The organism is Vibrio sp. 05-20-BW147, assembly GCF_013369385.1.
Lineage (GTDB): Bacteria > Pseudomonadota > Gammaproteobacteria > Enterobacterales > Vibrionaceae > Vibrio > Vibrio floridensis.
In genome coordinates this window covers 1-22,948 of sequence record NZ_SZTO01000019.1, presented here as the reverse complement: position 1 = coordinate 22,948, position 22,948 = coordinate 1, and the positions used below count along the sequence as shown (strand labels likewise).

Below are 22,948 nucleotides of genomic sequence, written 5' to 3'. Positions count from 1 at the left end.
GATGAAAAAAACACTCACAACATTGGCGCTGGTTCTTGCTTCAAGTTCGGTATGGGCAGAGCAGCAATGCTTAGACAGCTTGACCCCAACGGCATCGAATGCCCGTTTTAGTTACTCTGAGCTCGGTACCGTGACCGACAAGCAGACGGGTTTAACCTGGATGCGTTGTGCCGTTGGCCAGCAGTGGAATCAGACTCAAGAGCGCTGTGAAGGCGAGGCCCAGTTAGAGAACTGGCAAAGTGCGTTGCAAACGGCGCAAGCGGTCGATGATGAAAACGCCAACCACGCCTTGTTCAATTTTGCTGGTAAGCGTGGCTGGCGAATGGCCAACATTAAAGAGTTAGTCTCTTTAACGGAGGCTGCGTGCCATTCCCCATCTTTGAATGCTCGCGCTTGGGGTTCAGCGTACGCAGTAGAGCTGGGTAACTTGGCGGCGTATATCTGGAGCAACACACCTTCCACACAAGGTGCGTCAGCACTGAGCTTTGATAGTGCCAATGGCGAAGTGTATCACCACGCACAGATTCAAGGCCTAAGTGTCTTACTGGTGACTGAGCAATAACTAACGGCTATCAAAAAAGTATACTTGCAATAACAAAAGCGCATCGAGATTCGATGCGCTTTTGTTTATACAAAAAAACGCCCTACCAAAAGGCAGGGCGTGTGATCAGTGTGTTGACGTTAGACTTTAAAGTATCCTAACTGTTCTTTTTGATTCTCCGCGAGAGAGGAGAGCTCTTGACTCGCTGCCGCCGCTTGAGTAATGCCCGTGACATTTTGGCTCACCAGCTCGTAAATGTTACTCAAGTTTTGGTTAATGTCTTTGGTCACTTGATTTTGCTCTTCAGACGCAGTCGCCACTTGGGCGCTGATCAAGGTGAGCTCTTCAATCGAGTGGCTAATCTCACTTAGGCTCTGGCTCACTTCGCCCGCCAGTGTTTGATTGCTCGCCAGTGTTTCAAGGCTGGAGTTCATGCTCTCATTCGCGCGTCCAGATTGCGTTTGCAGCTCTTCAATAATGGCTTGGATCTCTTTGGTGGAATCCTGCGTTCTTGCGGCGAGCATACGAACTTCGTCGGCAACCACTGCAAAGCCTCGACCACTTTCTCCCGCGCGAGCCGCCTCAATGGCCGCGTTCAGTGCCAGTAGGTTGGTCTGCTCTGAGATGCTTTGAATCACCTCGATCACTTTACCAATCTGCTCTGACTGAACTTTCAGCGAAGTCACTACACCTGCCGCCTGATTGAGCTGCTCAGCCATCTTATCGTTGGCGCGATTATTTTGTTCAAACATGCTGAGAGTGTGTTTTGCCAATTGGTTGGCTTGGCTAGACGCCGTATCCGCTTTTACAGCATTGGCCGTCACATCTGCAGCTGTCGATTCTAATTGGCTAACGGCAGAGGCGACTTGCTCCACTTCATTTTTCTCTTGATCAGAATTGACGCTTGATTGTGTCATCACAGCGGCAAGCTCTGTTGAGGCTGACGCCACATCCACGCTAATACGAACCAATGCGTCTACGGTATTACGCAGTTGATGAATGGTGGTATTCACGTCTTGAGCCAGCTGTGCGACTTCATTTTGGCCTTCGGCTTGCGCTTCGACTAGTAGATTACCTTTCGCCACGGCTTGCATGGTTTGCTGCAAAGAACGGATAGGCTTAACAATCATGTGTGCGAGCACCATGCTGATAGAAGCAGCAACGGCGAGAATACCCAACATAGCGAAAACAGAGAGAGTGAGTGTTGAACTGTGCTGACTGCCGTTCTTTTTAACATCGTCAATCGCCACCTGATTGAGTTTTTGCGACAGTGTGTCAATCGCTTTGACCATCTCTTCTCCGGCTTTGCGGTAAGCGGTCATCGCAACATCGTACTGTTGTTGAAAATCGGATGAGAGGTAGCTCTCACCATGTTTCACCTTAAGTAAAGGAAGCATGACATCGCGAGAGTAGTCGACGTAGTGATTTAACGCGCGACGCATTTCCTCAACTTCGTTTTTCAATCCCGGTACCGCTTCAACCTTATTGAGCAGGGCGCGGATATCATTTTGTTTTTCGGACAAAACTTGAATAAACGTGGTGAGGTCATCAGGTCGAAATAGACTATAGATCGCTTTAATGCGCATCCCGTACATGTTATCGACAATTTCACCGAGCTCACCTTTGTGGACGATGAGTTGCTCGGTGGAAACCGTCACACGCTCAAAAGCGTTTTTTAAGTTGCTTGCTCCAAGAGTGACTCCTCCTAGAAGCAATACGATAGTAAAAGCAACGGGCACTAACACCTGCGCTTTTATCGAAAGTGAATTAAGAAAACGACGCATTAAAAACGACCCTCTGTGAACAAATAATTAATGAGAATGAATATTATTGTTTTATTTTTATTAGTGGCTGATTGTAACCATTCGTCAACTGTATTCAATGACTTATTTCGTTACAAATGTCATTAGTGGTTGGTGGTCACTCTCATATTGACGGGTAAATAGCAATTCTCCGAGAGGGCTCACAATGCGCGTAAAGCATGATTTCTTATAGAGTAAAAAAACTAGATTAAAGAATGAGCTCTTCAATAAAACCGTTTTCATAACGAATCTATTGCCAAAAAGTGAGGGGATGGCTTCATACGATTTGTTACACATTGATACTGATCGATGGCTAGGTTTATTAGCACAACTGTCAGCAATGTGTCACAGAGGGTTCAATGAAGTGAAACACAACTGTCATATTCACATTCTAAAGTGGGCATCGTTCAAGTGACACACAACGGCAATTCGGCCAATAAAGGATATTGTGATGAAAAAGACAGTAATCGGTGCGATCGCTCTTATGAGCGCTCTGACAGTGACAAGTGCTTCAGCAAAAGAAACGATCTCTGCAGTGGGTTCTAGTAGCGTAACGCCACTGATGGAAGTTTTCTCTGAAACATACATGAAGAAAAACCCTGAAGTTTTTATTGAAGTTCAAGGCCCTGGTTCATCGGCGGGTGTCAAAGCGGCGAAAAACGGTTCAGCAGATCTCGGTATGTCTTCACGTGACCTAAAATCGTCTGAGAAAGAAGCCACTTTGGTAGAAGAAGTCGTCGCTCGTGATGGCATTGCAGTGGTGGTAAACCCAAAAAACAAATTGAAAGGTCTGACTGCTGAGCAAGTTTCTGCCATCTACAAAGGCGAAGTGACGAACTGGAAACAGGTCGGTGGTGAAGACAAACCTATCGTGGCGATTACTCGTGATACAGCATCAGGTACACGTGGCGCATTTGAAGACATTCTTAAACTGAAGAAGAAAATCTCGGGTAAAGAAGTGTCTGCAATCTCTCAACGTGCTCAAGTCGCGAATGGAAACGGCGCACTAAAAACCATGGTGGCTTCAAACCCTTACGCTATTGGTTATATCTCGCTAGGTACTGTTGATGAGTCGGTTCACCCGCTAGCTATCGATGGCACGGATGCGTCTATTCCCAACGTGAAAAATGGCTCTTACAAAGTCGCTCGTCCATTCCTTGTTCTTTACAAGCAGGGCAAACCATCTGCTGAAACGCAAAAGTTCCTTGATTGGATGCTGACGCCTGAAGCGCAAGCCATCGTCGAAAAGAAAGGCTACATCTCAGTTAACTAATCAAAGCTCGTTTAATTTGCTCAGCCCTAACTTTGGGCTGAGCGTTTTCCATCCAATTCGATTTATTCGAACTGTGAGATTAGATTCATGACCATCGCAACTAATAGTGAACAGCTTATGAATAGAGAAGCTAAAGCTATCGGCAAACCTCGTTTACGTACGCAAAAGCGCATCGATTGGCGCGAGCGTATTTTCCATGGTTTGTTTCTCACCAGTGCCGTTATCGGCATCGTTTCCTTAGCGGTTATTGCTTATTTTATTATTCGAGAGAGTATCCCTGCGTTTCAAGAAGCGGGTGTTTCTGGCATCGTTCTAGGTCAAGATTGGCTACCGCCGGCGCTTTATGGCGTGGCAACCATGATTGTGGCTTCGATGATTTCAACCTTTGGCGCCGTTTTGGTTGGCGTGCCTGTGGGCGTGCTCACCGCGATATTTATTGCAGAAATTGCGCCTAAAGCGGTTGCCGATATTATTCGACCAGCAGTCGAGTTGTTGGCGGGGATTCCGTCGGTTGTTTATGGCTTCTTTGGCTTAGTCATCATCGTGCCTTTGGTTCAGGAGCTGTTTGATGTTCCTGCGGGCAACACGATTCTGGCAGGTATCATCGTGTTGGCGGTGATGATCTTACCGACCGTCATCACGGTTTCAGAAACCTCGATTCGCGCGGTACCGAGAGCTTATAAAGAAGGCTCACTGGCACTGGGCGCATCCAAAATATTTACGATCTTTAAGTTGTTGGTTCCTGCAGCACGCAGCGGCATTATGACTGGCGTTATCCTCGGCATCGGCCGTGCGCTGGGTGAAACCATGGCGATCATCATGGTAATGGGCAATGCCCCAGCCATGCCAGAAGGTCTGCTGGACTCCGCACGCACCTTAACCGCCAATATCGCCATTGAAATGTCCTATGCGAGTGGCGTGCACGCCAATGCGCTGTATGCGACAGGTGTTGTATTGCTGGTGTTCATTATGGCGCTTAACGCGGTACTGCTTTATCTCAACCGCGAAAAAGCCAAGTAATTGCAGCTTAAGGATTGAATTATGGAACGCGCAAAACTAAAACAATCACGACAGTTTAAAGATGGTGTGTTAAGCGCCATGGTATGGGCTGCGGCTGCACTGACCGTTGGCTTCCTGTTTTGGATCATTTGGTACATTCTTTCTAACGGTTTACAGCACGTGAACTGGAGTTTTGTTACCGACAACTACACTCGCACTGGTGACGAGCACGGCATCTTCCCGATGATCGTCTCAACCCTATACATGGTCATCGCTTCGATCGCCGTTGCTGCGCCACTTGGCATCATGACGGCCATATATCTAACTGAATACGCCAAAGTGGGCAGCCGATTGGTGAAGGTAATTCGTTTTTGCACCGAATCGCTGGCGGGTATTCCTTCGATCATCTTTGGCCTATTTGGTATGACGTTCTTTGTCGCTATTCTAGGCTTAGGGTTCTCGATTCTTTCAGGTGCACTGACCTTAAGCATCCTGATTCTGCCCGTGATTATCCGCACCACAGAAGAAGCGTTAATGTCAGTGCCACAGACTTACCGTGAAGGTTCGTATGGCTTAGGGGCATCAAAGATCTACACCATCTGGCGATTGATTCTGCCAAGCGCAATGCCAGGCATCATTACGTCGGTCATTTTGAGTATTGGCCGAGTGATTGGTGAATCGGCTCCGGTTTTCTTAACCGCAGGCATGGTGGCACGTATTCCCGAGTCGTTAATGGATTCTGGACGCACCCTAACCGTACATTTGTACAAATTGACCACTGAGCTGTTTACTATCGAAGAGTGGAACCAAGCGTATGGCACAGCCACGGTACTGATTGTGGTGGTGCTGTTGATCAACATGGTAACCAAGTTAATTGCAAAACGTTTTAACACAGCGACTTACTAACGTAAAAACAACCTAAAAGTTGCTTAAAACGCAGATAAAAAAGAATTGAGAGATGAAGACTATGAACAAATTTGATATCGAAAACCTAGACTTATATTACGGTGAAAACCGAGCGCTGAAATCGATCCATCTACCCATTCCGGTTCGTCAAGTCACCGCATTGATTGGGCCATCTGGTTGCGGGAAGTCAACCTTACTACGTTGTCTGAATCGAATGAATGACCTGATTGAAGGGGTGAAGATCACCGGTAAGTTGGCAATGGATGGCGAAGATATCTACGGCAATATTGATGTCGCGGATCTGCGCATTAAGGTGGGCATGGTGTTCCAAAAGCCAAACCCATTCCCGATGAGCATCTATGAAAACGTCGCGTATGGCTTGCGTGCGCAAGGCATCAAAGACAAGAAACAGATTGATGAAGTGGTCGAGCGTTCACTACGTGGCGCGGCGTTATGGGACGAAGTGAAAGATCGTCTAAAATCGCATGCTTTTGGTCTTTCTGGTGGTCAACAGCAGCGTTTATGTATCGCGCGCACCATTGCGATGGAGCCGGATGTGATCCTGATGGATGAACCAACCTCTGCGCTTGATCCCATTGCGACACATAAAATTGAAGAACTGATGGAAGAGCTGAAGAAGAACTACACCATCGTGATTGTGACGCACTCGATGCAACAGGCACGACGCATTTCGGATCGCACCGCCTTTTTCTTAATGGGTGAATTGGTCGAGCATAATGATACCCAAGTGATCTTCAGTGAACCGCGAGACGATCGCACACGTGGTTACGTGAATGGTGACTTTGGTTAAAAACACAGCGCCTAAACAGCGCAATAGTGAGACGAAATTATAACTATAAGCGATGGTATTTTGCCCCTCTATTCAGAGGGGCTTTTTTGTCTATTCGTTTTGCGGTTGCTTGCTGCGATTCTGTTATTCAGCAAATTTATAAATTGATGCAAGCGTTATCATCACCAAGAGAAAAAATGCCAACACTCTCTCGCTTAAGACATAATCCGATAGGAAAATGCGAACGACTTAACAGCTGATTTTGAATGCATTTGATTGCACAGTGTTGGCGCGATACCTTATTGGGGAATCTGTAATAGAAAAACGGTGTTAGCACAGTGGATTTCCGAAGCTTTATGCGCAAAGTGTCCTCAACCAGAGATCATCGATTGCTGGCTGAGACGATGTTTGATTACCTCTCCAAATTGCTGCAAGTTGAAGCGATGGTCATTTTTGATGACCCTAGCGTCAATCAATCTCTTTCAGTGCGCTTTTCGAGCGGTGAGCCGGCGTCGCTTATCGATTTTCCTTCGGCATTTTGGCAATGGGCAAGGCAGTTCGATACCTCCGAAAGCTTAATTCCACTCGCCATCAACACCTGCAGCTGGGATTACACAACGTTACTGGGCAGCAACAGCTACATCATGATGTTAGATAATTTCCCGATGCTACGAACCTATATTTTGATCCAAGGTGTGAAAGTCGGTTCGACAGACGATGTGTATGAAAAAACGCATGATGTTATGCAATTGGTGGCCGCAAGGTGGCAATGCATCAGAGCGGAAAAGCAGGCTGCTTTAGAAATCAAAAATCGTGACATTCGAGAAGCGCAATACATTGACGAAATCAATCAGCGCGAACAGTTCATCGACAACATGAAGTTGGTTCAAGAGGTAGCGTTGGAAATCTCCAATCCAAGCTCGCTCAACGATCTCTATCGTATGGCGGTCGAAGCGCTGCGCGATCGACTCGGGTTTGACCGTTCGACCTTCATGCTGCTTGACATGAAAAAACGGTGTTTCAACGGTACCTATGGTACGGATGAACACGGCAATACCGTTAGCGAGTTCCATACCCAGTATGACTTACACCAACTTGGTGAAGATTACGTCACCGCGCTTTCTTCTCGCGATACCAACCTAGTTGTGTTGAATGAGACTCCGTTGTATACCGCAGGCCAAGTGGTTGGGCAGGGATGGAATGTGATGTTGATTCTACGTGATGGCCATGAACCGTTCGGCTGGTTGGCGCTGGATAATTTCATTCACCGTAAGCCGATTACCAGTTATCAAAAGCAGATGCTGCAATCTTTTGGTTCGCTGCTATCGCAAATTTATATTCGCAAGCGCCAAGAGCAGAATGTCAGGATGCTGCACTCGAGTATGGTTGAGCTCTCACGCTGTGTCACCGTGAGTGATGTTTGCAAATCTGCAGTTTCCTTTGCCATCAAACACCTTGGTGTGGATCGGATGGCGGTATTTTTAACCGATGAACACTGCACGTATATGCAAGGCACTTGGGGAACGGATATCCAAGGCAATGTGGTTGATGAATCGTACTTTTTTGGTGAAACACAGGATTATGCTTTGATCAATTTGGCTCGTTCTATGCCTAATGAAGTGGCGTTTGAAGAGTCGGTCCCGATTTATCATGATTGCAATATTGTTGGTTTCGGTTGGGGGGCAATGACGCTGTTAACCAGCAACACAAAAGTCCCGATTGCTTTTATTGCAGTGGATAATTTATTGACTCGTTCTCCGCTGACCTCACAACTGCGTGAAGTGTTAAGGATGTTTGCATCGAGCTTGGCGGAAGTTCTCCAAAGAACCCAGGCTCAAGAAGCGATCAGTGAACTCAATGAAAACTTAGAAAAGGAAGTGCGTAAGCGTACGCAGGAACTTGAAGAAGCCAACCGTCAACTGGATATCCTTTCTAAGCTAGATCCCCTTACCCGATTGGGTAATAGGCGGATGCTAGAGCATGTCATGGAATCGATCTGCTTACGTGAAGATGACAAAGCTCTTTCCCTTGGCTTGATACTCATCGACATTGACCACTTTGGGCTGTTCAATAATCACTATGGTCATTTGGAGGGCGATATCGCGTTAATGCGTATTGGCCACATTCTCGATCATCACAGCACAGGAAAAGAAGAGGTCTTTTGTCGTATTGGTGGTGAAGAATTCGTTTTGCTTATGATAGGCAGCGACGAAAAGTCAGTTTATCAACGTGCGGAGTGCATCCGAGACTGTATCGAAAAGGAAAAAATCCGCCATAAAGTGAACCCAAGTGGAGAGGTATTAACTGTCTCAATCGGTGTTTCAGTCGATACGGTAAAAGGGAGAGACCTTCATTTTGATAAATTGTATCAACAAGCCGACGTGGCACTCTACCAAGCAAAAGAGCGAGGTAGAAACTGTGTCTGTTTGTTCTCTGCCAACGAGGAAAATGTGGCAGAGACATGCGCGTTAAGTAAGTAGTTGTTCTCGTTGCGATGACTCGTAACGTCCTTGATGTAAGCGTTCATTCCCTTATGTGCAGAGCTGGTGCACATAAGGGATTTTTGTTTGCGCTAAGCAGTGATGAGTTACAGTTTTGGCAGCGAAAAATCATCGTTAAAGTTAGGTGATTTTCCATGCGTTTTTAACAGAGTTGATAATTTGTCAGATGGCCATTCACGGCTGCCATTGGCGTACGTTGCTTGATGCAGTAGATGCAGCTCTTGTTCGATTTGATTGAGCACCTCTGTATTGGGAGCATGTTGTTTGATCCATGCGCGTACGCGCGCTTCAATTTGAATGGCATCACCACTGGTTAAGCACTGCTCAAGTGACGGTGAAACGTGTGATATCTCTTCGCCTTTGCCTTCTAGGCGTGGAACCGTTTTAGCGCGTTTGTACCAATAACCCGCTAAGATTGAGCTTAGCAGCCAGAAGGCGGCAAATACCCAAGTCAGATAAAACCAAATATTGGTGTGATTGGGGGCAGAATGTATCTCTGAATGCTGAGCGTCAGTAGAAGCTGCAGGTTCGTCACTGCCCACTGGCAAGGTGTAAACTTGCGCCGTGCTTGGCGTGATGTTCAACTGCCGTCCTTCAAGAAAGGCCTTGTCTGCTTGATCGGTTTGTGTGTTCCACCAGTCCAACTGCAAAGAGGGGAGTGTGAGCTCGCCAGTGGTTGTCGGAATCAGCACTTGTTTTACTTTCATTTCAACCGCGCCATTGGCGTGTTGCGTCACCACCGGCTTTTCACTGTACACCCTGACAGAATCAGGATAGTTAATGGTCAAAGGAGGCAGCAAGTTTTGGTCAATGCCTTTTGCGGTTAACGTAATTTCACGAGTCACGCTGCTGCCTTGTTCCACTTTGTCAGTGGATGGGCTGCTACCCAGCCAAGCTTGCTTTAGTGTCAACTCAGCAGCAGGTAACCAAGGTTTGACCGCGTCGGTAGGGATTGGCTTGACGGTCAGTACTTGGCTTGATGCTGGTGCGTCAAGTGTGAGAATTTTGGTCGAGCCTGTTAGGCTATCGCCGTAAATGTATGAACCTGTCAGGCGTGGACCGAACAACTCAAATCGCCCTTCAGTTTCCGCAGTCAGACGGTAATTTTGTTCAATAACGGTAATTTGCAGACCATTTTCAACACGTTGATACTGACGGCTTTGCCCCAGAGGTTCCAACTGCATCCCAGAGATTGCTGGTGGAGCAATTCGCGGATTTTCAAGACGACGCGGATCCGCCAAAATGCGGATTTCTACTTTGAGTTGTGTCGATTGTTGTGGATAGAGCGTCTCTTGAGCCAGTTGTAATGCGTATTGAACGATCTCTTGTTGCTTTGGCTCATGTTGATCCACAGACACTTCCAGAACGATAGGATCACTGCTTACTCCTTCTGCACTGAAAGATGGAATCGTGAGATACCCAGCTCGATTGGGTGCAATCGAAAGTGTCCACTCACTTAACTTGGAAGACTTGCCGTTGGTGTAGTTACTTGATGAGAGAAACCTTGGGCCAGAGGTAAAAAAGTCTTGGTTGAGCGATGAAAAGTCAATGTCATCGGCATCAAGCGAAAAATCTGCTCGCACGATGAGTTGCACAACTTCATTTTTCGACACTTTGGTTTTGTTAACGCTAGTGACAATGCTTTTAGCGCATGCAACTTGTGGGAAAAGCAGCGCCATGGACAAGATGAAAAAGGTTACGATTCGGTTCATTGCTTACTGATTACCACTTTTTTTCATAGTTTTCTGGAACAGGTTTTTGCTGGGCTTGCAAGACCATCTGTGCTTTGAGCAGGTAGGCAGGATCTCGAGCGTTTTCCACTGATTCCAGCTTTCTTAAGTCGGGATTCTGACCTTGATCTTGCTCGCTCTCTCGTTGTTGCTTATCCGACTCACCGGCGGAAGGTTTCGGTTTTTCAGTTAGGCTATTAGCCAAATCTGCGTTGTTATTGGTTTTGTCTTTTTGGTTACTTTCACTTTTATCTGACTGTTTTTCTTTGTTATTTTCTTTTGCTTTTTCTTGATTCTTCTCTTGACTCGATGGTTGAGTTGTTGAAGATTGCTGTTGCTGTTGCTGTTGCTGTTGCTGTTGCTGTTGCTGTTGCTGTTGCTGTTGCTGTTGCTGTTGCTGTTGCTGTTGCTGTTGCTGTTGCTGTTGCTGTTTTGCTTTTTCTACAACTTGGCGATTGGCTTGTGCCTGTTTGAGGTTCGGGTTTTTCTCAAGCGCTTTTTGGTAAGCCTCCAGCGCATCATCATATTGGCCGTTTTGCGCCAGTGCATTGCCCAAATTGTAGAGCGATTCCGCGCTCTGCGATTGCGCAAACTGCTGTGCAGCAAGATCATACTCACCAGCTTGATACGCTGCTGCGCCTCTCCAGTTTGTATCCTCAAAGGTTTTTGCTGCGGCTGCGTAATCTTGTTGGTCAAACAGCGCTTTGCCCTGTTGATCTGAATTAAGAAAAGGTGATGCATCGACTTGTGGCGTTGTTAGGATGGGGATAAGCACCAGTGCCATCATCCAGATATCGCCACGACGAAACAAGGGCAAAGCCAAGAGTAACAGGAGTGGGACTAACCAATAGCCGCCGTTTTCACGCACGTCACTGCGTTGGTCAGCCTGCTCTTTGTGCTCCTTCATCGTGTTTGATGTCTGAGTCAGTGCTGCGATTTGAGCGACATCTTGATTACCAAACTGAATTGGAGCGAAAGAACCACCGGTTTTTTGTGCTAAGTTTGCCATGTTGAGCAAGTTTGACCTCGCTACAACGATTTGGCCAGCGGTGTCACTCAATAAACGACCATCAGGCAGAGGGATCGGCGCGCCATCCGGTGTCGCTACTGCAAGTACAGACACGCGAACTTGTTTGTCTTTCAATAGTTGTAACGATTCACTTAACTCTTGATCATCCACATCGTCACTGATGACAACAATGTCACCTTCGGCAGTGTCTCCTTTTGCCAGTTGTGCCAATGCAAGTCGGATAGCGTTTGGCAAATATGCCCCTTGATATGGCATTAGCTCGGGTGAAAGATTTGCGATCAGATTGCTTAAGGTTTTGCTGTCGCTGGTAAGAGGGCTCAGAATGTACGCATCCCCCGCGTAGGCAATCAGGCTGGTGCTGCCTTCCTTCCACATGGGAAGTAGATCCATGGCTTTATATTTTGCTTGCTGCAGTCGACTAGGTGAGATGTCTTTTGCATATAAGGATTGAGACATATCCATGATCAACACGCGATTGTGCTGTGTACTAAAAATGGGACGAGAGCTGGTTTGCCAACTTGGCGAGGCTAGCGCGATCAAACCTAGGCTCCAAGCGACAATCCAAACAGTGATAGTGAGGGATCCCGTTGGCTTGGTGGCTATTTGACTTAAATGAGCGGCGATCGGGCCTTGCGCTCTTTTGCGTTGAAAGCGCCCTATAAGCCAAAGAAAGGGTAAGGCGACAAAGCCCACCAGCCACCATGGTGAAAGAAAAACCAGATCAGGCATGATTTCTCCGAGATAAGAACAGCAGTAGTGAAAGAGTGAGGGCCAGCATCAACGGATAAGCAAACCATTCTTGTTGAGGTCGCCATATTTGCGCTTCAGATGAGACGGGTTCCAGTTGATTGATAGCGTGATAGATCGTCTGCAACTCATCGTTATTACGTGCGCGAAAATATTGACCTCCCGTCAAAGTGGCAATTTGGCTTAATGTTTTTTCATCCAAATCCGCCGCTGTGTCAACTTTACGAGTCATGAAAAACTGTTTGACTTCCATCTCACCGGCACCAATACCGATGGTGTAGATTTTTACGCCGAATTTTTGTGCAATTTCTGCCGCTTCAAGGGGGGATAACGTCCCCGCAGTGTTGCTGCCATCACTGAGCAAAATCAAAGTTCGGTGAGGCGCATCGCTATCGAGTAAGGTTTTTGTGGCTAAACCAATGCCATCACCAATGGCGGTTTTTTGCCCTATCAGGCCTATCACAGTTCGCTTTAACTGTTCGGCAACGGTGGCTCTGTCTGCGGTAATTGGCGTTTGTAAGTAAGCATGGTCTGCAAACAACACTAACCCGAGTCGATCACCTTGTCTCTGCTCGATAAACTGAGACACAACATTTTTTACCGCGCTCAAACGGTCGATATAGTCGCCATCTTTCAGCATATCTTCTTGTTGCATCGAGCCAGACAGATCGACCACCAGCATGAGATCACGATATTGCGGAAAGTGCTCAATCGGTTCGCCGAACCAAACCGGACGAGCCGCCGCGCTTATCAAAGCAAGCCAAATCCCGAATGTTGTGAGTTTGGCCAATTTTTGCTTCACGCCAGCAGAGTCTTGCTCTTTAGGCAGATACGCCAAATGAATGGTGAGCGTCGGCTTCGTCTCTGGAAGCAAGCGAAACGCCAAATACGGTAACGGCAAGAGGACAAACATTCCCCACCAAAGGAACTGAAATCCCTCAGCCACGCAATCCTCGCTTAGGTGGCAGCGCTTTTTCCACCCACAATTGGCAGTCTTGAACTAAGTCGAGGTCATGTTCACTTCGTACATTTTGGTAGAGCGCTGCTTGCCACAATGACATTTTGCTACTAAAGCGATTGTCTCCGAGTTGTGTATCGAGAAACTGATACCACTTTTCTCCGTGCAAAGAGGCGATAGACTCTCTGGAGTGGTAGCACAGCGCCGCTTGACGCAGTAACTCTATGGCCGTGGAAGGTGTGTGCGGAGTGGTGGGTTTGAGAAATAAATGTAACGCCGCTCGTTTGGCTTTTAAGCGTTTCCTACGCCAAAGGAAAAACAGGCAAATGGACAAGAGAAAAACGAGTGTGGCGGCAATTGTGGCCCACCATCCCCACGCCAAGGGAAACCATGAGGGGGCGTCCGGTAGAATCAAAGGTTGCAGCGCTAAAGGTTGAGTGTTTGTTGTCATTATTATTACGCAGTTAATTGATTGATTAAGGGTTTCGCACACGAAAGGGTGCTAAACGGTATTCCATTACGATAACTTAACCTTTGCAAGCGTTGTTGATGCTGTTCGAAATTCGCTTTTAAGGCCATTTTTTGCTTTTTTGAACCAAAGTCAAACCAGCGAGAGTGCTTGCCATTGCTGGCCATCACTTGACCTCGATAATCGGTTTGACCAGATTCGAGTGGATCATAAAGTTGTATCAAATGAACGCTGTTATGCTGTTTCAAATGACCAATTTGGCCAAGTTCCTGCTCTGAAAATTGAACAAAGTCACTAAGAAAAATAATCTGACAACCTTTTGGTGACATGCGCTTCAATCGTTCAAAGACTTCGCCGTTTGAGCGAGGTGCTTCAGAATGTGCAGTCTGGCGACGGTTGTGCTGCTTCGCGAGTTGGTGCAAAAACGACAAACCATTGCGCGTTAACGCTGAAGGCTTGTGTTCAAAGAGGGTATGGCCATCATCGATCAGTGCGCCTAATCGATCTTTTTTCGCTAAGGTCGTCCACAACAACACGCTGGCTAGGTGTGCGGCCTGTACCGATTTGAACAGGTACTGTGACCCCAAAAACATGCTGCTGCTGAGGTCTATATAAAGAATGACGGCTTGCTCTTTGTCTTCACTAAAGAGCTTGGTGTGTGCTTTACCAGTACGAGCGGTGACACGCCAATCAATGGTGCGGATGTCATCACCTTGCTGGTATTGGCGTACTTCCTCAAAATCCATCCCTCGGCCACGTTGACGGCTGGCATGAGCGCCACTCAACACCGATAGCACGCTGCGTGCAGGCGGCAACCAACGTACTGATTGGCTCTGATAGTAAATGAGCTCATCAAGCGAGAGCGTGACGCCATTCGCAAAGGGTGGCAATGCAGCAACACTCATCAATTAAGCACTTCCCACCAAGCTGATCAGCTTATCAATCACTTGGTTTGTGCTTATCCCTTCGGCTTGTGCACGGTAAGAGAGCATAATGCGATGTCTTAGCACCGGGTACGCCATGGTTTGGATATCTGCAGGGGTGACATAATCTCGTCCACTGAGCCAGGCTAGGGCGCGGGCGCAGCGATCTAAGGCGATAGTAGCACGTGGACTCACTCCCAATCCGACCCATTCTGCGAGTTGTGAGTCGTATAGCTCAGGCTGACGTGTCGCCATGACTAACCGCACCACATAGCGCTCAAGAGCCTCTGCCATCTGAACATTCAGCACCGCTTGGCGCGCTGAGAAAACATCTTGTTGTGTCACGAGCGGTTTTTCGGCGTGTGCTTCACCTTTGGCTTCGCCTCGGTTGATGCGCAAAATAGCAAGCTCGTTTTCTGCGTCAGGGTAATCGACATCCAAATGGAGTAAAAAGCGGTCTAACTGCGCTTCAGGCAGTGGGTAAGTACCTTCTTGCTCGATCGGGTTTTGCGTTGCCATGACTAAGAACAGCTTTGGCAGCGGGTAGGTTTGTCGGCCTGCCGTTACTTGGCCTTCTGCCATCGCCTCCAACATCGCAGCCTGTACTTTAGCGGGTGCGCGGTTGATTTCGTCCGCCAAAATCAAATGATTGAAAATCGGACCCGCTTGAAAGATAAAGTCCCCTTTTTCAGGGCGAAAAATGTCTGTGCCCGTTAAATCGGCAGGCAACAAGTCCGGCGTGAACTGAATTCGATGAAAATCGCCTTCAATACAATCTGCTAACGCTTTAACCGCGCGTGTTTTGGCCAGGCCGGGAGGGCCTTCTACCAAAATGTGCCCATCGGCTAACAGTGCAATGAGTAACTGCTTGACCAGTTCTGGCTGGCCAACAATTTGAGATTGTAGATAGGTGTTTAAAGCGTCAAAACTGCGTTGTGGCATAGCGTTACTACATAAATGAATTTGTTTATTGGTTTACAAAACTCGAACAAAGTTCCGTGCTTAGCATCAAAATATCAAGTTGGGATGCTCGGCAATGATCTCAAGGGAACAATAATAATTTTTCAGGTTCATTGGGCTGGTTTCAAAAGCATGTGTTGGGTGGTGAGCGTAATATGTGACCTGTGAACTATAAATCATTTCAGTTTCGGTCTGACTCGCCGATATAGGCTATACCCATAAGAATGTAACAAAAGATGTGCTATATTACGGCGTTTTGTCGTTGTCTTATCGCATACTATCCACAATAAGTGATTCTTGTTAAAGGTCCAAATATGATAAATGTTAACTCATTGAGTATTAAGCAGAAAGTTGTCTTGGGGATAACTTTTGCTGTGCTTGCTTCTACGATCCTTCTTGGTTTTATGGCTCAGAAGCAGTCACGAGAGGTGATCAGTCATCGTCTCGTGGATATTGAGCTGCCGCTGATCCTGAGCCAGATCAACTTGGAGATTGATAAAGATGTCTCTCAGCTCCTATCTGCCGCTGAGCAGTTGGCTAAAAATGAATTTGTACGCGATAGTCTGCAAGAAACCAATGATCCTGAAGGACAAACTAAGCTTGTTCAGCAGCTGAACAATGTCAAGAATCAGTACAAGTTGAACGATGCTTCTGTTGCCAACCGAAAAACAGCCTACTACTGGAATCAGAACGGCTTTTTGCGTCAGTTGACGCAAGCACAAGATGGCTGGTTCTTTGGTTTTATTAATTCAGGCCAAGCGACCATGGTCAGCATCTTCACTGAAGCGAATGGTGAGGTGAAGATGTTTGCAAACTATCAACACCTTTCTGGCTTTACGATGTCAGGTGTCTCGAAGTCTATGGACGAGATGGTGAGCAAACTGAATGGTTTTAAGATAGAAAAAACGGGTTACGTTTTTCTCGTCGACAGCCAAGGTAAAATTCAAATCCACAAAAACAGACAGGCGGTCGGCAAACCGCTTTCCGCTTATGTGACGGAAAACCCATCATCATTACTGAACAAACAGCAAGATGTGGTGTTTGAAACCGAAGTCGATGGTCAACGTGTGTTTGTTGCTAGTGCTTATGTTCCATCGATGAACTGGTATGTTGTGGGTGTTGTACCTGTCAATGAAGTGTTTGCAGACCTTGATGCGGCCGCGAGTCAAATGTTGATCACAACGTTTGTGGTGGCGGCGGTGTTTATCTTGATGGGTATCATCCTTGCGAACAGCATTACCAAGCCGATCCAACAAATCGCGGCTCGATTTACTGATTTGGGTCGCGGTGATGGCGACTTAGCACAGCGGATCGAAATCAAAGGAAAAGATGAGATCGCGCAACTCTCCTCTGGCTTTAACGGATTTATTGAGAAAATCCATGCAACAATGAAAGAAGTCGCAGCGACCAGCACCTCCTTAAATACAGCGGCAGAAACGGTGTCGGCGAAGGCCTCTACGACCCACGACAACAGCCAAGAGCAACGAGACCAGACCATCCAAGTTGTGACTGCGATTAATCAGATGGGCGCAACCATCAGCGAAATCGCTTCGAATGCAGCAACGGCAGCGGACACCGCAAATCAAGCATCGAGTAACACAAAGCTCGGGCGCGATGTGGTGACCAAAGCGAAGAACGTGATTTCTCGCTTGGCAGATGATGTTGAAACCACCAGCCAAGTGGTATCTCAGCTAGCGTCTACTACCCAAGAAATAGGCTCAATTCTCGATGTGATTCGCGGCATTTCAGAACAAACCAACTTGCTTGCGCTAAACGCCGCGATTGAAGCCGCTCGCGCAGGTGAGCAAGGGCGTGGCTTTGCCGTGGTGGCCGATGAGGTGCGAAACCTCGCCAGCCGCACCGCCACATCGACCGAAGAAATTCAGAAGATGATCAACAAGCTACAAAACGATGCTAAAGACGCAGTCACGGCGATGAATGCAGGCAAAGCGGTCACTTTTGAAGGAGTAGAAGCGACCGACGAAGCGGTGCACGTACTGATGGGAATATCTGAGCGTATTGCTGACATTTCAGATCGCAACACGCAAGTGGCAACGGCAACAGAAGAGCAATCCACTGTGGTGCATACCATTAACCAGAACATTGAGGAAATTAACGCCATTAATGAAGTGACGACAAGCACGGCTGAAGAACTGGCGGATGCAAGCCAAGCACTGAGGGCGTTGTCGCGCCGCCTTGATGCTATGGTGGGTAGCTTCAAACTGTAAATTTAGGTAGAATCCGAGACAGTTTTGACCATTTTAGGTAAGTGAAAATGAGTGATTTTGAACAAGAACTTCAGATGATTTCAGAAGAAGCGAGTCAAGAGCCAGAGGTAAAGTTACCGTCTCTTGATGAGCAAAAGCAGATTGCTGCTGAGCTGAAACGACTCGAAGCCGAAGGCAAATTAACCCCAGAAGTACTAGAGCATTACTTTGGCAAGTATGCGCAAAAGGGTGATGCACCCATTCACTAAGCCAATCAATACCTAGGGAAGCAGATGCTTCCCTTTTTTCTTTTTGTTTCTGCGATATCTGCAGCCAGTCTCCCTCAAAACATCAGCAGGAAAATCGGTGTCGAGAGGGTGGGACAAATAGCTCCCGTGCTCCTCCGACAAAATGAACAGTTTCGACAAAAAGATGAGTTTCTCATATTAGTGACAGAGTTGCATTTGCAAGTAGGTTAATATGCAGGACATCAATAAGGAAAACTTTGATATCTACTCAAAGAATAATTGGCTAGGGACAAAATGGAATTGTCAGCTCTCATTGTTTGTAGAGGCAACATTTGCCGATCTCCGCTCGCTGAGGCGGTACTGCGCGAGAAAGCAAAAGCACGTGGGATTGCACTCCACGTAGAGAGCGCAGGTTTAATCGCAGAAACCAGCGGTAAACAACCCGACGAAAAAGCCATTCACGTTGGCCAGCAACGTGGCTACTCCCTTCAAGGCTTACATTCCCGCACATTAACCTTCAACGACATAGCTCGTTTTCATCGCATTTACGCTGTCGATAAAGCCGTAATGGCAGACATACTCGATATTTGCCCCAAACTCTCTCGTAACAAAGTGGCGCTCTATTTGGCCCACACTCAATTAGACAATAAAGAGATAGCAGACCCTTACCAAGGACCTCTCAAAGAGTTTGAACGCACCCTCGATCTCATCGAATTGGGTGCCGATGGCATTTTAACTTACCTAACACAAAAAGAAGTATTGATGGTGGCATCGGCTTAGCTACACGCTTAACCCCTTACCGCCTAGACCTTAACGTTTGTTAGTAAACGCAAACGTTGGCGTTCAATAGTCACGGCCTCACAAGGCTGGTGAAAACACGATCATTTTGGATGTTGATAACGCACTCTGGTAGCGAAAATCAGTGGCGGTAGCGTGCTTGAATACAGGCGATGGCAATAGAATAAACCGTTGAGACCTCGGTGAAACCCTTTTGGATTGTGTACCGAAAGTGTCACGAACCATTCTTAAACTAGTCAGCGATCGCCTCTACAAGTTGGATAAGGAAACAAAAAGTGAAAATTGCAGTTGCAGGTACAGGCTATGTCGGGCTTTCGAATGCCGTTTTGCTGGCACAGCATAACGAAGTTATGGCACTCGATATTGTGCAAAAAAAGGTTGATTTGATTAACGACAAAATCTCGCCAATTAGCGATGTTGAAATAGAAACGTTTTTGGCTGAAAAAACGCTCAACCTCACCGCCACCACCAACAAAGAAGAAGCCTACCGAGGCGCCGATTTTGTCATCATCGCCACGCCAACGGATTACGATCCGCAAACCAACTATTTCGATACCTCATCGGTTGAAGCGGTGATCAAAGATGTGATGCAACTGAACCCAACGGCCGTTATGGTGATTAAATCGACCGTGCCTGTGGGTTACACCAAACGCATCAAACAAAAACTTTGCTGTAATAACATTCTTTTCTCGCCAGAGTTTTTACGGGAGGGCAAAGCACTGCATGACAACCTTTATCCCTCTCGTATCATCGTGGGTGAGCGTTCAGAACGCGCACAACGCTTTGCCAACCTGCTGGTGCAAGGCGCAGTAAAACAAGAAGTGCCGCTGCTGTTTACCGACAGCACAGAAGCAGAAGCGATCAAACTATTTTCCAACACCTACTTAGCGATGCGTGTGTCGTTCTTTAACGAGCTTGATACCTACGCTGAAACGCATGGCTTAAACACCCGCCAAATTATTGAAGGCGTAGGGTTAGACCCGCGCATAGGCAACCATTACAACAACCCAAGCTTTGGTTATGGCGGCTACTGCCTACCGAAAGACACCAAGCAATTGCTGCGCAACTTTGATGATGTGCCGTGCAACCTCATTCAAGCGATTGTTGATGCCAATAGCACGCGCAAAGATCACATCGCTTTTTCGATTCTTAACCGCAACCCGAAAGTGGTGGGTATTTATCGCCTGATCATGAAAGCGGGCTCAGACAATTTCCGTGCCTCCAGCATTCAAGGGATCATGAAGCGAATTAAAGCCAAAGGCGTGGAAGTGGTGGTGTACGAGCCAGCATTGGAAGAGAAAACCTTTTATAACTCGCGTGTGATTAAAGATTTAGAAGAGTTTAAGCGCATTAGTGATGTGGTGGTGAGTAATCGCATGGTGGAAGAACTACTAGACATCGACGAGAAAGTTTATACCAGAGATCTATTTGGGAAGGATTAAAAATGAAGTTTCTAGTAACTGGTGCTGCTGGCTTTATCGGCATGCACACTGCCAAAGCCCTTTTAGAGCAAGGCCATGAAGTCATTGGCTTAGATAATTTAAATAATTATTATGACCCCGCCTTAAAACATGCTCGTTTAGCACAGTTAGCGCACTATGCTAATTTTCGTTTTATTAAAATGGATCTAGCCGATCGTGAAGGCATTGCAAACTTGTTTGCTACTGAACAGTTTCAGCGGGTTATTCATTTAGCGGCACAAGCAGGCGTACGCTATAGCATAGAAAACCCTATGGCGTATGTCGATTCTAATTTAGTGGGCATGATGACCATTTTAGAAGGCTGTCGTCATAATAAGGTGGAACACCTTGTTTATGCCAGTTCTAGCTCAGTGTATGGCATGAATGAAAAAATGCCATTCTCAGAAGAAGACAACGTGGATCATCCAGTTTCTCTATATGCAGCTACGAAAAAATCAAATGAGTTAATGGCGCACAGCTATAGCCATCTATACGATTTACCCACGACAGGTTTGCGCTTCTTTACCGTTTACGGGCCTTGGGGACGACCAGATATGGCGCCTTTCCTGTTTACCGATGCGATATTGAACGACCGTGAAATTAAAGTATTTAACCACGGTAAAATGAAGCGTGACTTTACCTATATTGATGAAATCGTTGAAGGCATTATTCGCATTCAAGATGTTGTTCCTGCACGTGACGCTGACAATACAAATACTTCACCATCATCAAGTAAAGCCCCTTATAAAGTTTTCAATATTGGCAATAATGAACCCATTGCGTTAATGACATTTATTGAAGCAATAGAAAAGGCCACGGGTAAAACGGCAGAGAAGAACTTCATGCCAATGCAAGCGGGTGATGTACCTGCCACCTTTGCTGATATAGACAGTTTACAAGAAGCTGTGGGCTTTAAACCAGATACTAATATTGATACCGGGATAAATGCGTTTTGTTTATGGTTTAAGGACTATTATAAGCTATGAAAATATTATTTGATTTCTTGTTTAGATCTTTAGATTTTTTAAAAAGAAAATTAATGAGACAAGAAAAGTATGCTCGCTCGATAGGTGTACATGTTGGAAAGGGCTGCAGATTTGTAGGTAAAAATGATTTTGGATCAGAGCCATACCTTATAATAATTGGAGATAAAGTTAGCCTGACAAACGTTCAATTTGTTACCCATGATGGAGGAGTATGGGTTTTTCGCGATGAATTTAGTGATATAGATGTAATTGCCCCGATTCGAGTTGGTAATAATGTTTTTATTGGAGCTGGAGCTACTTTGATGCCGGGTGTAACAATCGGTGATAATGTTGTTATTGGTGCGGGAGCTGTAGTCACTAAAAATATTGAAAGTGGCTGGGTTGTCGGTGGTGTGCCAGCAAAGAAAATAAAGCCTCTGCAAGAATACAAAAAAGCCGTTTTATCTAAGTCTGTCAATACAAAAAAAATGTGCAGCGCCGAGAAAAAACTCTTCCTTACTAAGATGTATTCAGAGAATAAGACGTGCTAGTAAATATGCTATTTTTTCTTAGTGTTTTATATTTTTCTGCGTTGTGATATTCCATTCAATAGTTTTATTTTCCTCTCGATATAATAGAAAGATGTACTACGTATCATTAGATTTTTGCACTTGGTATCAGAGAAACACTCGGGTTAGACATGTATAAAATAATATTAGGGTTGACAGGTTCTTCCTTATTAGGTCAAGGGGTTGCTATGCTTCTCCTTATTATAACCACTAAATATTATTCTCAGGCTGATTTCGGTGAATATGGCTATTACGTATCACTAGCTGGCTTATTGTCGTTTCTGTTCTCTCTAAGAATGGATAGTTTTATTTTTAGAATGTCTGACTTGCGTTTGAAAGTAATGGTTCTACCTATATTACTAGGCGTTTTATTCTCATCATTCTTGTTATTTATCATTTCAATATATTTTGTTGGAATCCACTCTGCAGCTATATTGTCTATATTGGTATACTTCACCTTTTTTATTAATTTCTACTCAGTTTATGTTTCTCGCTACGGTTTATTTAAAATATTAGGCGTGACTCGTTCAATTAAACCGATCTCTACATCCGTTTCACAGTTGTTTTTTGGCGTTATGAACATACCAAGCGGCCTATTATATGGTGGGGTTTTTGGCGTAATCGTTCCTTCATTGCTGTTCATGAAAGTAATGAAAGTTATGTCTTTACACAACAAAATGGGTAGAAGGTTTAAAATAGCTATAATTTATCTTCTTTCTAAAAAGAAAGATATTATGACTATCACAGCGCAATCAGTCGTTAATAACGTGTTTATAAATACATTGATTTTTGTTTTCTATTTGAAAGGTGACTTAGTTTCAGCAGGTCTTATTGCATTGCTTGAGCGTGTTATACGAAACCCTATTTCAATGATGGTTGCATCTATACGTAATTATAGCATGTCAAAAGTTGGTGTTGAATCACATCAATATATTAACTATAAGAAAATTATGATTTTTAATATTTTAATTGCTCTAATTGTTCTTACTCTAGGTTGCTTCATTTTTGAATTGGGTTTATTTAAATATATTCTAACTGAACAATGGCACGTAGATAGGGTGAGTTTCATATT

Annotated in this window: 20 protein-coding genes; 13 read left to right on the top strand and 7 right to left on the bottom strand. The window is 45.8% G+C overall.

Going from position 1 to position 22,948, the window contains the following annotated elements; genetic code table 11:
* Nucleotide 1 precedes the first annotated feature (1 nt).
* Nucleotides 2-562, top strand: coding sequence for a DUF1566 domain-containing protein (locus FC652_RS16435; RefSeq protein ID WP_255199178.1), 561 nt, complete (start codon nt 2-4; stop codon nt 560-562).
* Between the two features lie 119 nt (nt 563-681).
* Here the strand turns inward: FC652_RS16435 and FC652_RS16430 are convergent, their stop codons facing one another.
* Entirely contained in the window at nt 682-2,325 is a 1,644-nt protein-coding gene (locus FC652_RS16430) for a methyl-accepting chemotaxis protein (RefSeq protein ID WP_176299449.1), read from the bottom strand.
* Between the two features lie 469 nt (nt 2,326-2,794).
* Here FC652_RS16430 and FC652_RS16425 point away from each other — a divergent pair, with 469 nt between their 5' ends.
* The 5 genes from FC652_RS16425 to FC652_RS16405 all read left to right on the top strand — a co-directional run bounded on the left by FC652_RS16425 (nt 2,795) and on the right by FC652_RS16405 (nt 8,791).
* Nucleotides 2,795-3,616, top strand: a complete 822-nt coding sequence (locus FC652_RS16425; protein WP_176299448.1) for a phosphate ABC transporter substrate-binding protein — start codon at nt 2,795-2,797, stop codon at nt 3,614-3,616.
* Between the two features lie 87 nt (nt 3,617-3,703).
* The gene (gene pstC, locus FC652_RS16420) at nt 3,704-4,636 is read left to right on the top strand and encodes a phosphate ABC transporter permease subunit PstC (protein ID WP_176299447.1); all 933 of its coding nucleotides are present in this window, start codon (nt 3,704-3,706) and stop codon (nt 4,634-4,636) included.
* Nucleotides 4,637-4,657: 21 nt separating this feature from the next.
* Complete coding sequence (pstA, locus tag FC652_RS16415; protein ID WP_176299446.1) at nt 4,658-5,521, top strand: phosphate ABC transporter permease PstA; 864 nt, start codon at nt 4,658-4,660, stop codon at nt 5,519-5,521.
* 61 nt (nt 5,522-5,582) lie between these two features.
* Entirely contained in the window at nt 5,583-6,332 is a 750-nt protein-coding gene (pstB, locus tag FC652_RS16410) for a phosphate ABC transporter ATP-binding protein PstB (protein WP_176299445.1), read from the top strand.
* A gap of 317 nt (nt 6,333-6,649) precedes the next feature.
* Nucleotides 6,650-8,791, top strand: a complete 2,142-nt coding sequence (locus FC652_RS16405; RefSeq protein WP_176299444.1) for a diguanylate cyclase — start codon at nt 6,650-6,652, stop codon at nt 8,789-8,791.
* Nucleotides 8,792-8,898: 107 nt separating this feature from the next.
* Here the strand turns inward: FC652_RS16405 and FC652_RS16400 are convergent, their stop codons facing one another.
* Genes FC652_RS16400 through FC652_RS16375 form a run of 6 tightly spaced genes read right to left on the bottom strand, consistent with a single transcriptional unit; the run spans nt 8,899 to nt 15,611 of the window.
* Nucleotides 8,899-10,524: a BatD family protein gene (locus FC652_RS16400; RefSeq protein WP_176299443.1), complete on the bottom strand. Its 1,626-nt coding sequence runs from the start codon at nt 10,522-10,524 to the stop codon at nt 8,899-8,901.
* A gap of 10 nt (nt 10,525-10,534) precedes the next feature.
* Nucleotides 10,535-12,301 (bottom strand): VWA domain-containing protein, encoded by a 1,767-nt coding sequence (locus FC652_RS16395; protein ID WP_176299442.1) that lies wholly within the window; start codon nt 12,299-12,301, stop codon nt 10,535-10,537.
* Entirely contained in the window at nt 12,294-13,232 is a 939-nt protein-coding gene (locus FC652_RS16390; protein ID WP_176299474.1) for a VWA domain-containing protein, read from the bottom strand. Before FC652_RS16390 ends, FC652_RS16395 begins: the two co-directional genes overlap by 8 nt.
* Nucleotides 13,233-13,257: 25 nt before the next feature.
* Nucleotides 13,258-13,728 carry a DUF4381 domain-containing protein gene (locus FC652_RS16385; RefSeq protein ID WP_176299441.1) on the bottom strand — a complete coding sequence of 157 codons (471 nt, stop codon included), beginning with the start codon at nt 13,726-13,728 and terminating at the stop codon, nt 13,258-13,260.
* A 5-nt stretch (nt 13,729-13,733) separates the two neighbouring features.
* Nucleotides 13,734-14,651 carry a DUF58 domain-containing protein gene (locus tag FC652_RS16380; protein WP_176299440.1) on the bottom strand — a complete coding sequence of 306 codons (918 nt, stop codon included), beginning with the start codon at nt 14,649-14,651 and terminating at the stop codon, nt 13,734-13,736.
* A gap of 3 nt (nt 14,652-14,654) precedes the next feature.
* Nucleotides 14,655-15,611, bottom strand: coding sequence for a MoxR family ATPase (locus FC652_RS16375; RefSeq protein WP_176299439.1), 957 nt, complete (start codon nt 15,609-15,611; stop codon nt 14,655-14,657).
* Between the two features lie 332 nt (nt 15,612-15,943).
* Between FC652_RS16375 and FC652_RS16370 the strand changes: the two genes are divergently transcribed.
* From FC652_RS16370 to FC652_RS16340, 7 genes are all read left to right on the top strand, one after another.
* On the top strand, nt 15,944-17,857 hold the full coding sequence (locus tag FC652_RS16370) for a methyl-accepting chemotaxis protein (protein ID WP_176299438.1): 1,914 nt from the start codon (nt 15,944-15,946) through the stop codon (nt 17,855-17,857).
* 47 nt (nt 17,858-17,904) lie between these two features.
* Nucleotides 17,905-18,105, top strand: coding sequence for a restriction endonuclease subunit S (locus FC652_RS16365; RefSeq protein ID WP_176299437.1), 201 nt, complete (start codon nt 17,905-17,907; stop codon nt 18,103-18,105).
* Nucleotides 18,106-18,378: 273 nt separating this feature from the next.
* Nucleotides 18,379-18,864, top strand: coding sequence for a low molecular weight protein-tyrosine-phosphatase (locus FC652_RS16360; protein ID WP_176299436.1), 486 nt, complete (start codon nt 18,379-18,381; stop codon nt 18,862-18,864).
* Between the two features lie 293 nt (nt 18,865-19,157).
* Nucleotides 19,158-20,324, top strand: coding sequence for a nucleotide sugar dehydrogenase (locus tag FC652_RS16355; protein ID WP_176299435.1), 1,167 nt, complete (start codon nt 19,158-19,160; stop codon nt 20,322-20,324).
* Nucleotides 20,325-20,326: 2 nt separating this feature from the next.
* Entirely contained in the window at nt 20,327-21,328 is a 1,002-nt protein-coding gene (locus tag FC652_RS16350; RefSeq protein WP_176299434.1) for an NAD-dependent epimerase, read from the top strand.
* On the top strand, nt 21,325-21,858 hold the full coding sequence (locus FC652_RS16345) for a DapH/DapD/GlmU-related protein (RefSeq protein WP_217904654.1): 534 nt from the start codon (nt 21,325-21,327) through the stop codon (nt 21,856-21,858). The genes FC652_RS16350 and FC652_RS16345 overlap by 4 nt, the downstream gene beginning before the upstream one ends.
* A 149-nt stretch (nt 21,859-22,007) precedes the next feature.
* On the top strand, nt 22,008-22,948 hold a 941-nt coding region (locus FC652_RS16340), incomplete at its 3' end, for a hypothetical protein (protein WP_176299433.1).

What these genes read in the sequence shown, in the direction of transcription:
- FC652_RS16385 (WP_176299441.1), bottom strand. Translation starts at nt 13,728, where the DNA reads ATGACAACAAACACTCAACCTTTAGCGCTGCAACCTTTGATTCTACCG.
- pstC (WP_176299447.1), top strand. Translation starts at nt 3,704, where the DNA reads ATGACCATCGCAACTAATAGTGAACAGCTTATGAATAGAGAAGCTAAA.
- pstA (WP_176299446.1), top strand. Translation starts at nt 4,658, where the DNA reads ATGGAACGCGCAAAACTAAAACAATCACGACAGTTTAAAGATGGTGTG.
- FC652_RS16375 (WP_176299439.1), bottom strand. Translation starts at nt 15,611, where the DNA reads ATGCCACAACGCAGTTTTGACGCTTTAAACACCTATCTACAATCTCAA.
- FC652_RS16400 (WP_176299443.1), bottom strand. Translation starts at nt 10,524, where the DNA reads ATGAACCGAATCGTAACCTTTTTCATCTTGTCCATGGCGCTGCTTTTC.
- pstB (WP_176299445.1), top strand. Translation starts at nt 5,583, where the DNA reads ATGAACAAATTTGATATCGAAAACCTAGACTTATATTACGGTGAAAAC.
- FC652_RS16350 (WP_176299434.1), top strand. Translation starts at nt 20,327, where the DNA reads ATGAAGTTTCTAGTAACTGGTGCTGCTGGCTTTATCGGCATGCACACT.
- FC652_RS16395 (WP_176299442.1), bottom strand. Translation starts at nt 12,301, where the DNA reads ATGCCTGATCTGGTTTTTCTTTCACCATGGTGGCTGGTGGGCTTTGTC.
- FC652_RS16390 (WP_176299474.1), bottom strand. Translation starts at nt 13,232, where the DNA reads ATGTTTGTCCTCTTGCCGTTACCGTATTTGGCGTTTCGCTTGCTTCCA.
- FC652_RS16380 (WP_176299440.1), bottom strand. Translation starts at nt 14,651, where the DNA reads ATGAGTGTTGCTGCATTGCCACCCTTTGCGAATGGCGTCACGCTCTCG.
- FC652_RS16425 (WP_176299448.1), top strand. Translation starts at nt 2,795, where the DNA reads ATGAAAAAGACAGTAATCGGTGCGATCGCTCTTATGAGCGCTCTGACA.
- FC652_RS16430 (WP_176299449.1), bottom strand. Translation starts at nt 2,325, where the DNA reads ATGCGTCGTTTTCTTAATTCACTTTCGATAAAAGCGCAGGTGTTAGTG.
- FC652_RS16435 (WP_255199178.1), top strand. Translation starts at nt 2, where the DNA reads ATGAAAAAAACACTCACAACATTGGCGCTGGTTCTTGCTTCAAGTTCG.
- FC652_RS16370 (WP_176299438.1), top strand. Translation starts at nt 15,944, where the DNA reads ATGATAAATGTTAACTCATTGAGTATTAAGCAGAAAGTTGTCTTGGGG.
- FC652_RS16360 (WP_176299436.1), top strand. Translation starts at nt 18,379, where the DNA reads ATGGAATTGTCAGCTCTCATTGTTTGTAGAGGCAACATTTGCCGATCT.
- FC652_RS16345 (WP_217904654.1), top strand. Translation starts at nt 21,325, where the DNA reads ATGAAAATATTATTTGATTTCTTGTTTAGATCTTTAGATTTTTTAAAA.
- FC652_RS16365 (WP_176299437.1), top strand. Translation starts at nt 17,905, where the DNA reads ATGAGTGATTTTGAACAAGAACTTCAGATGATTTCAGAAGAAGCGAGT.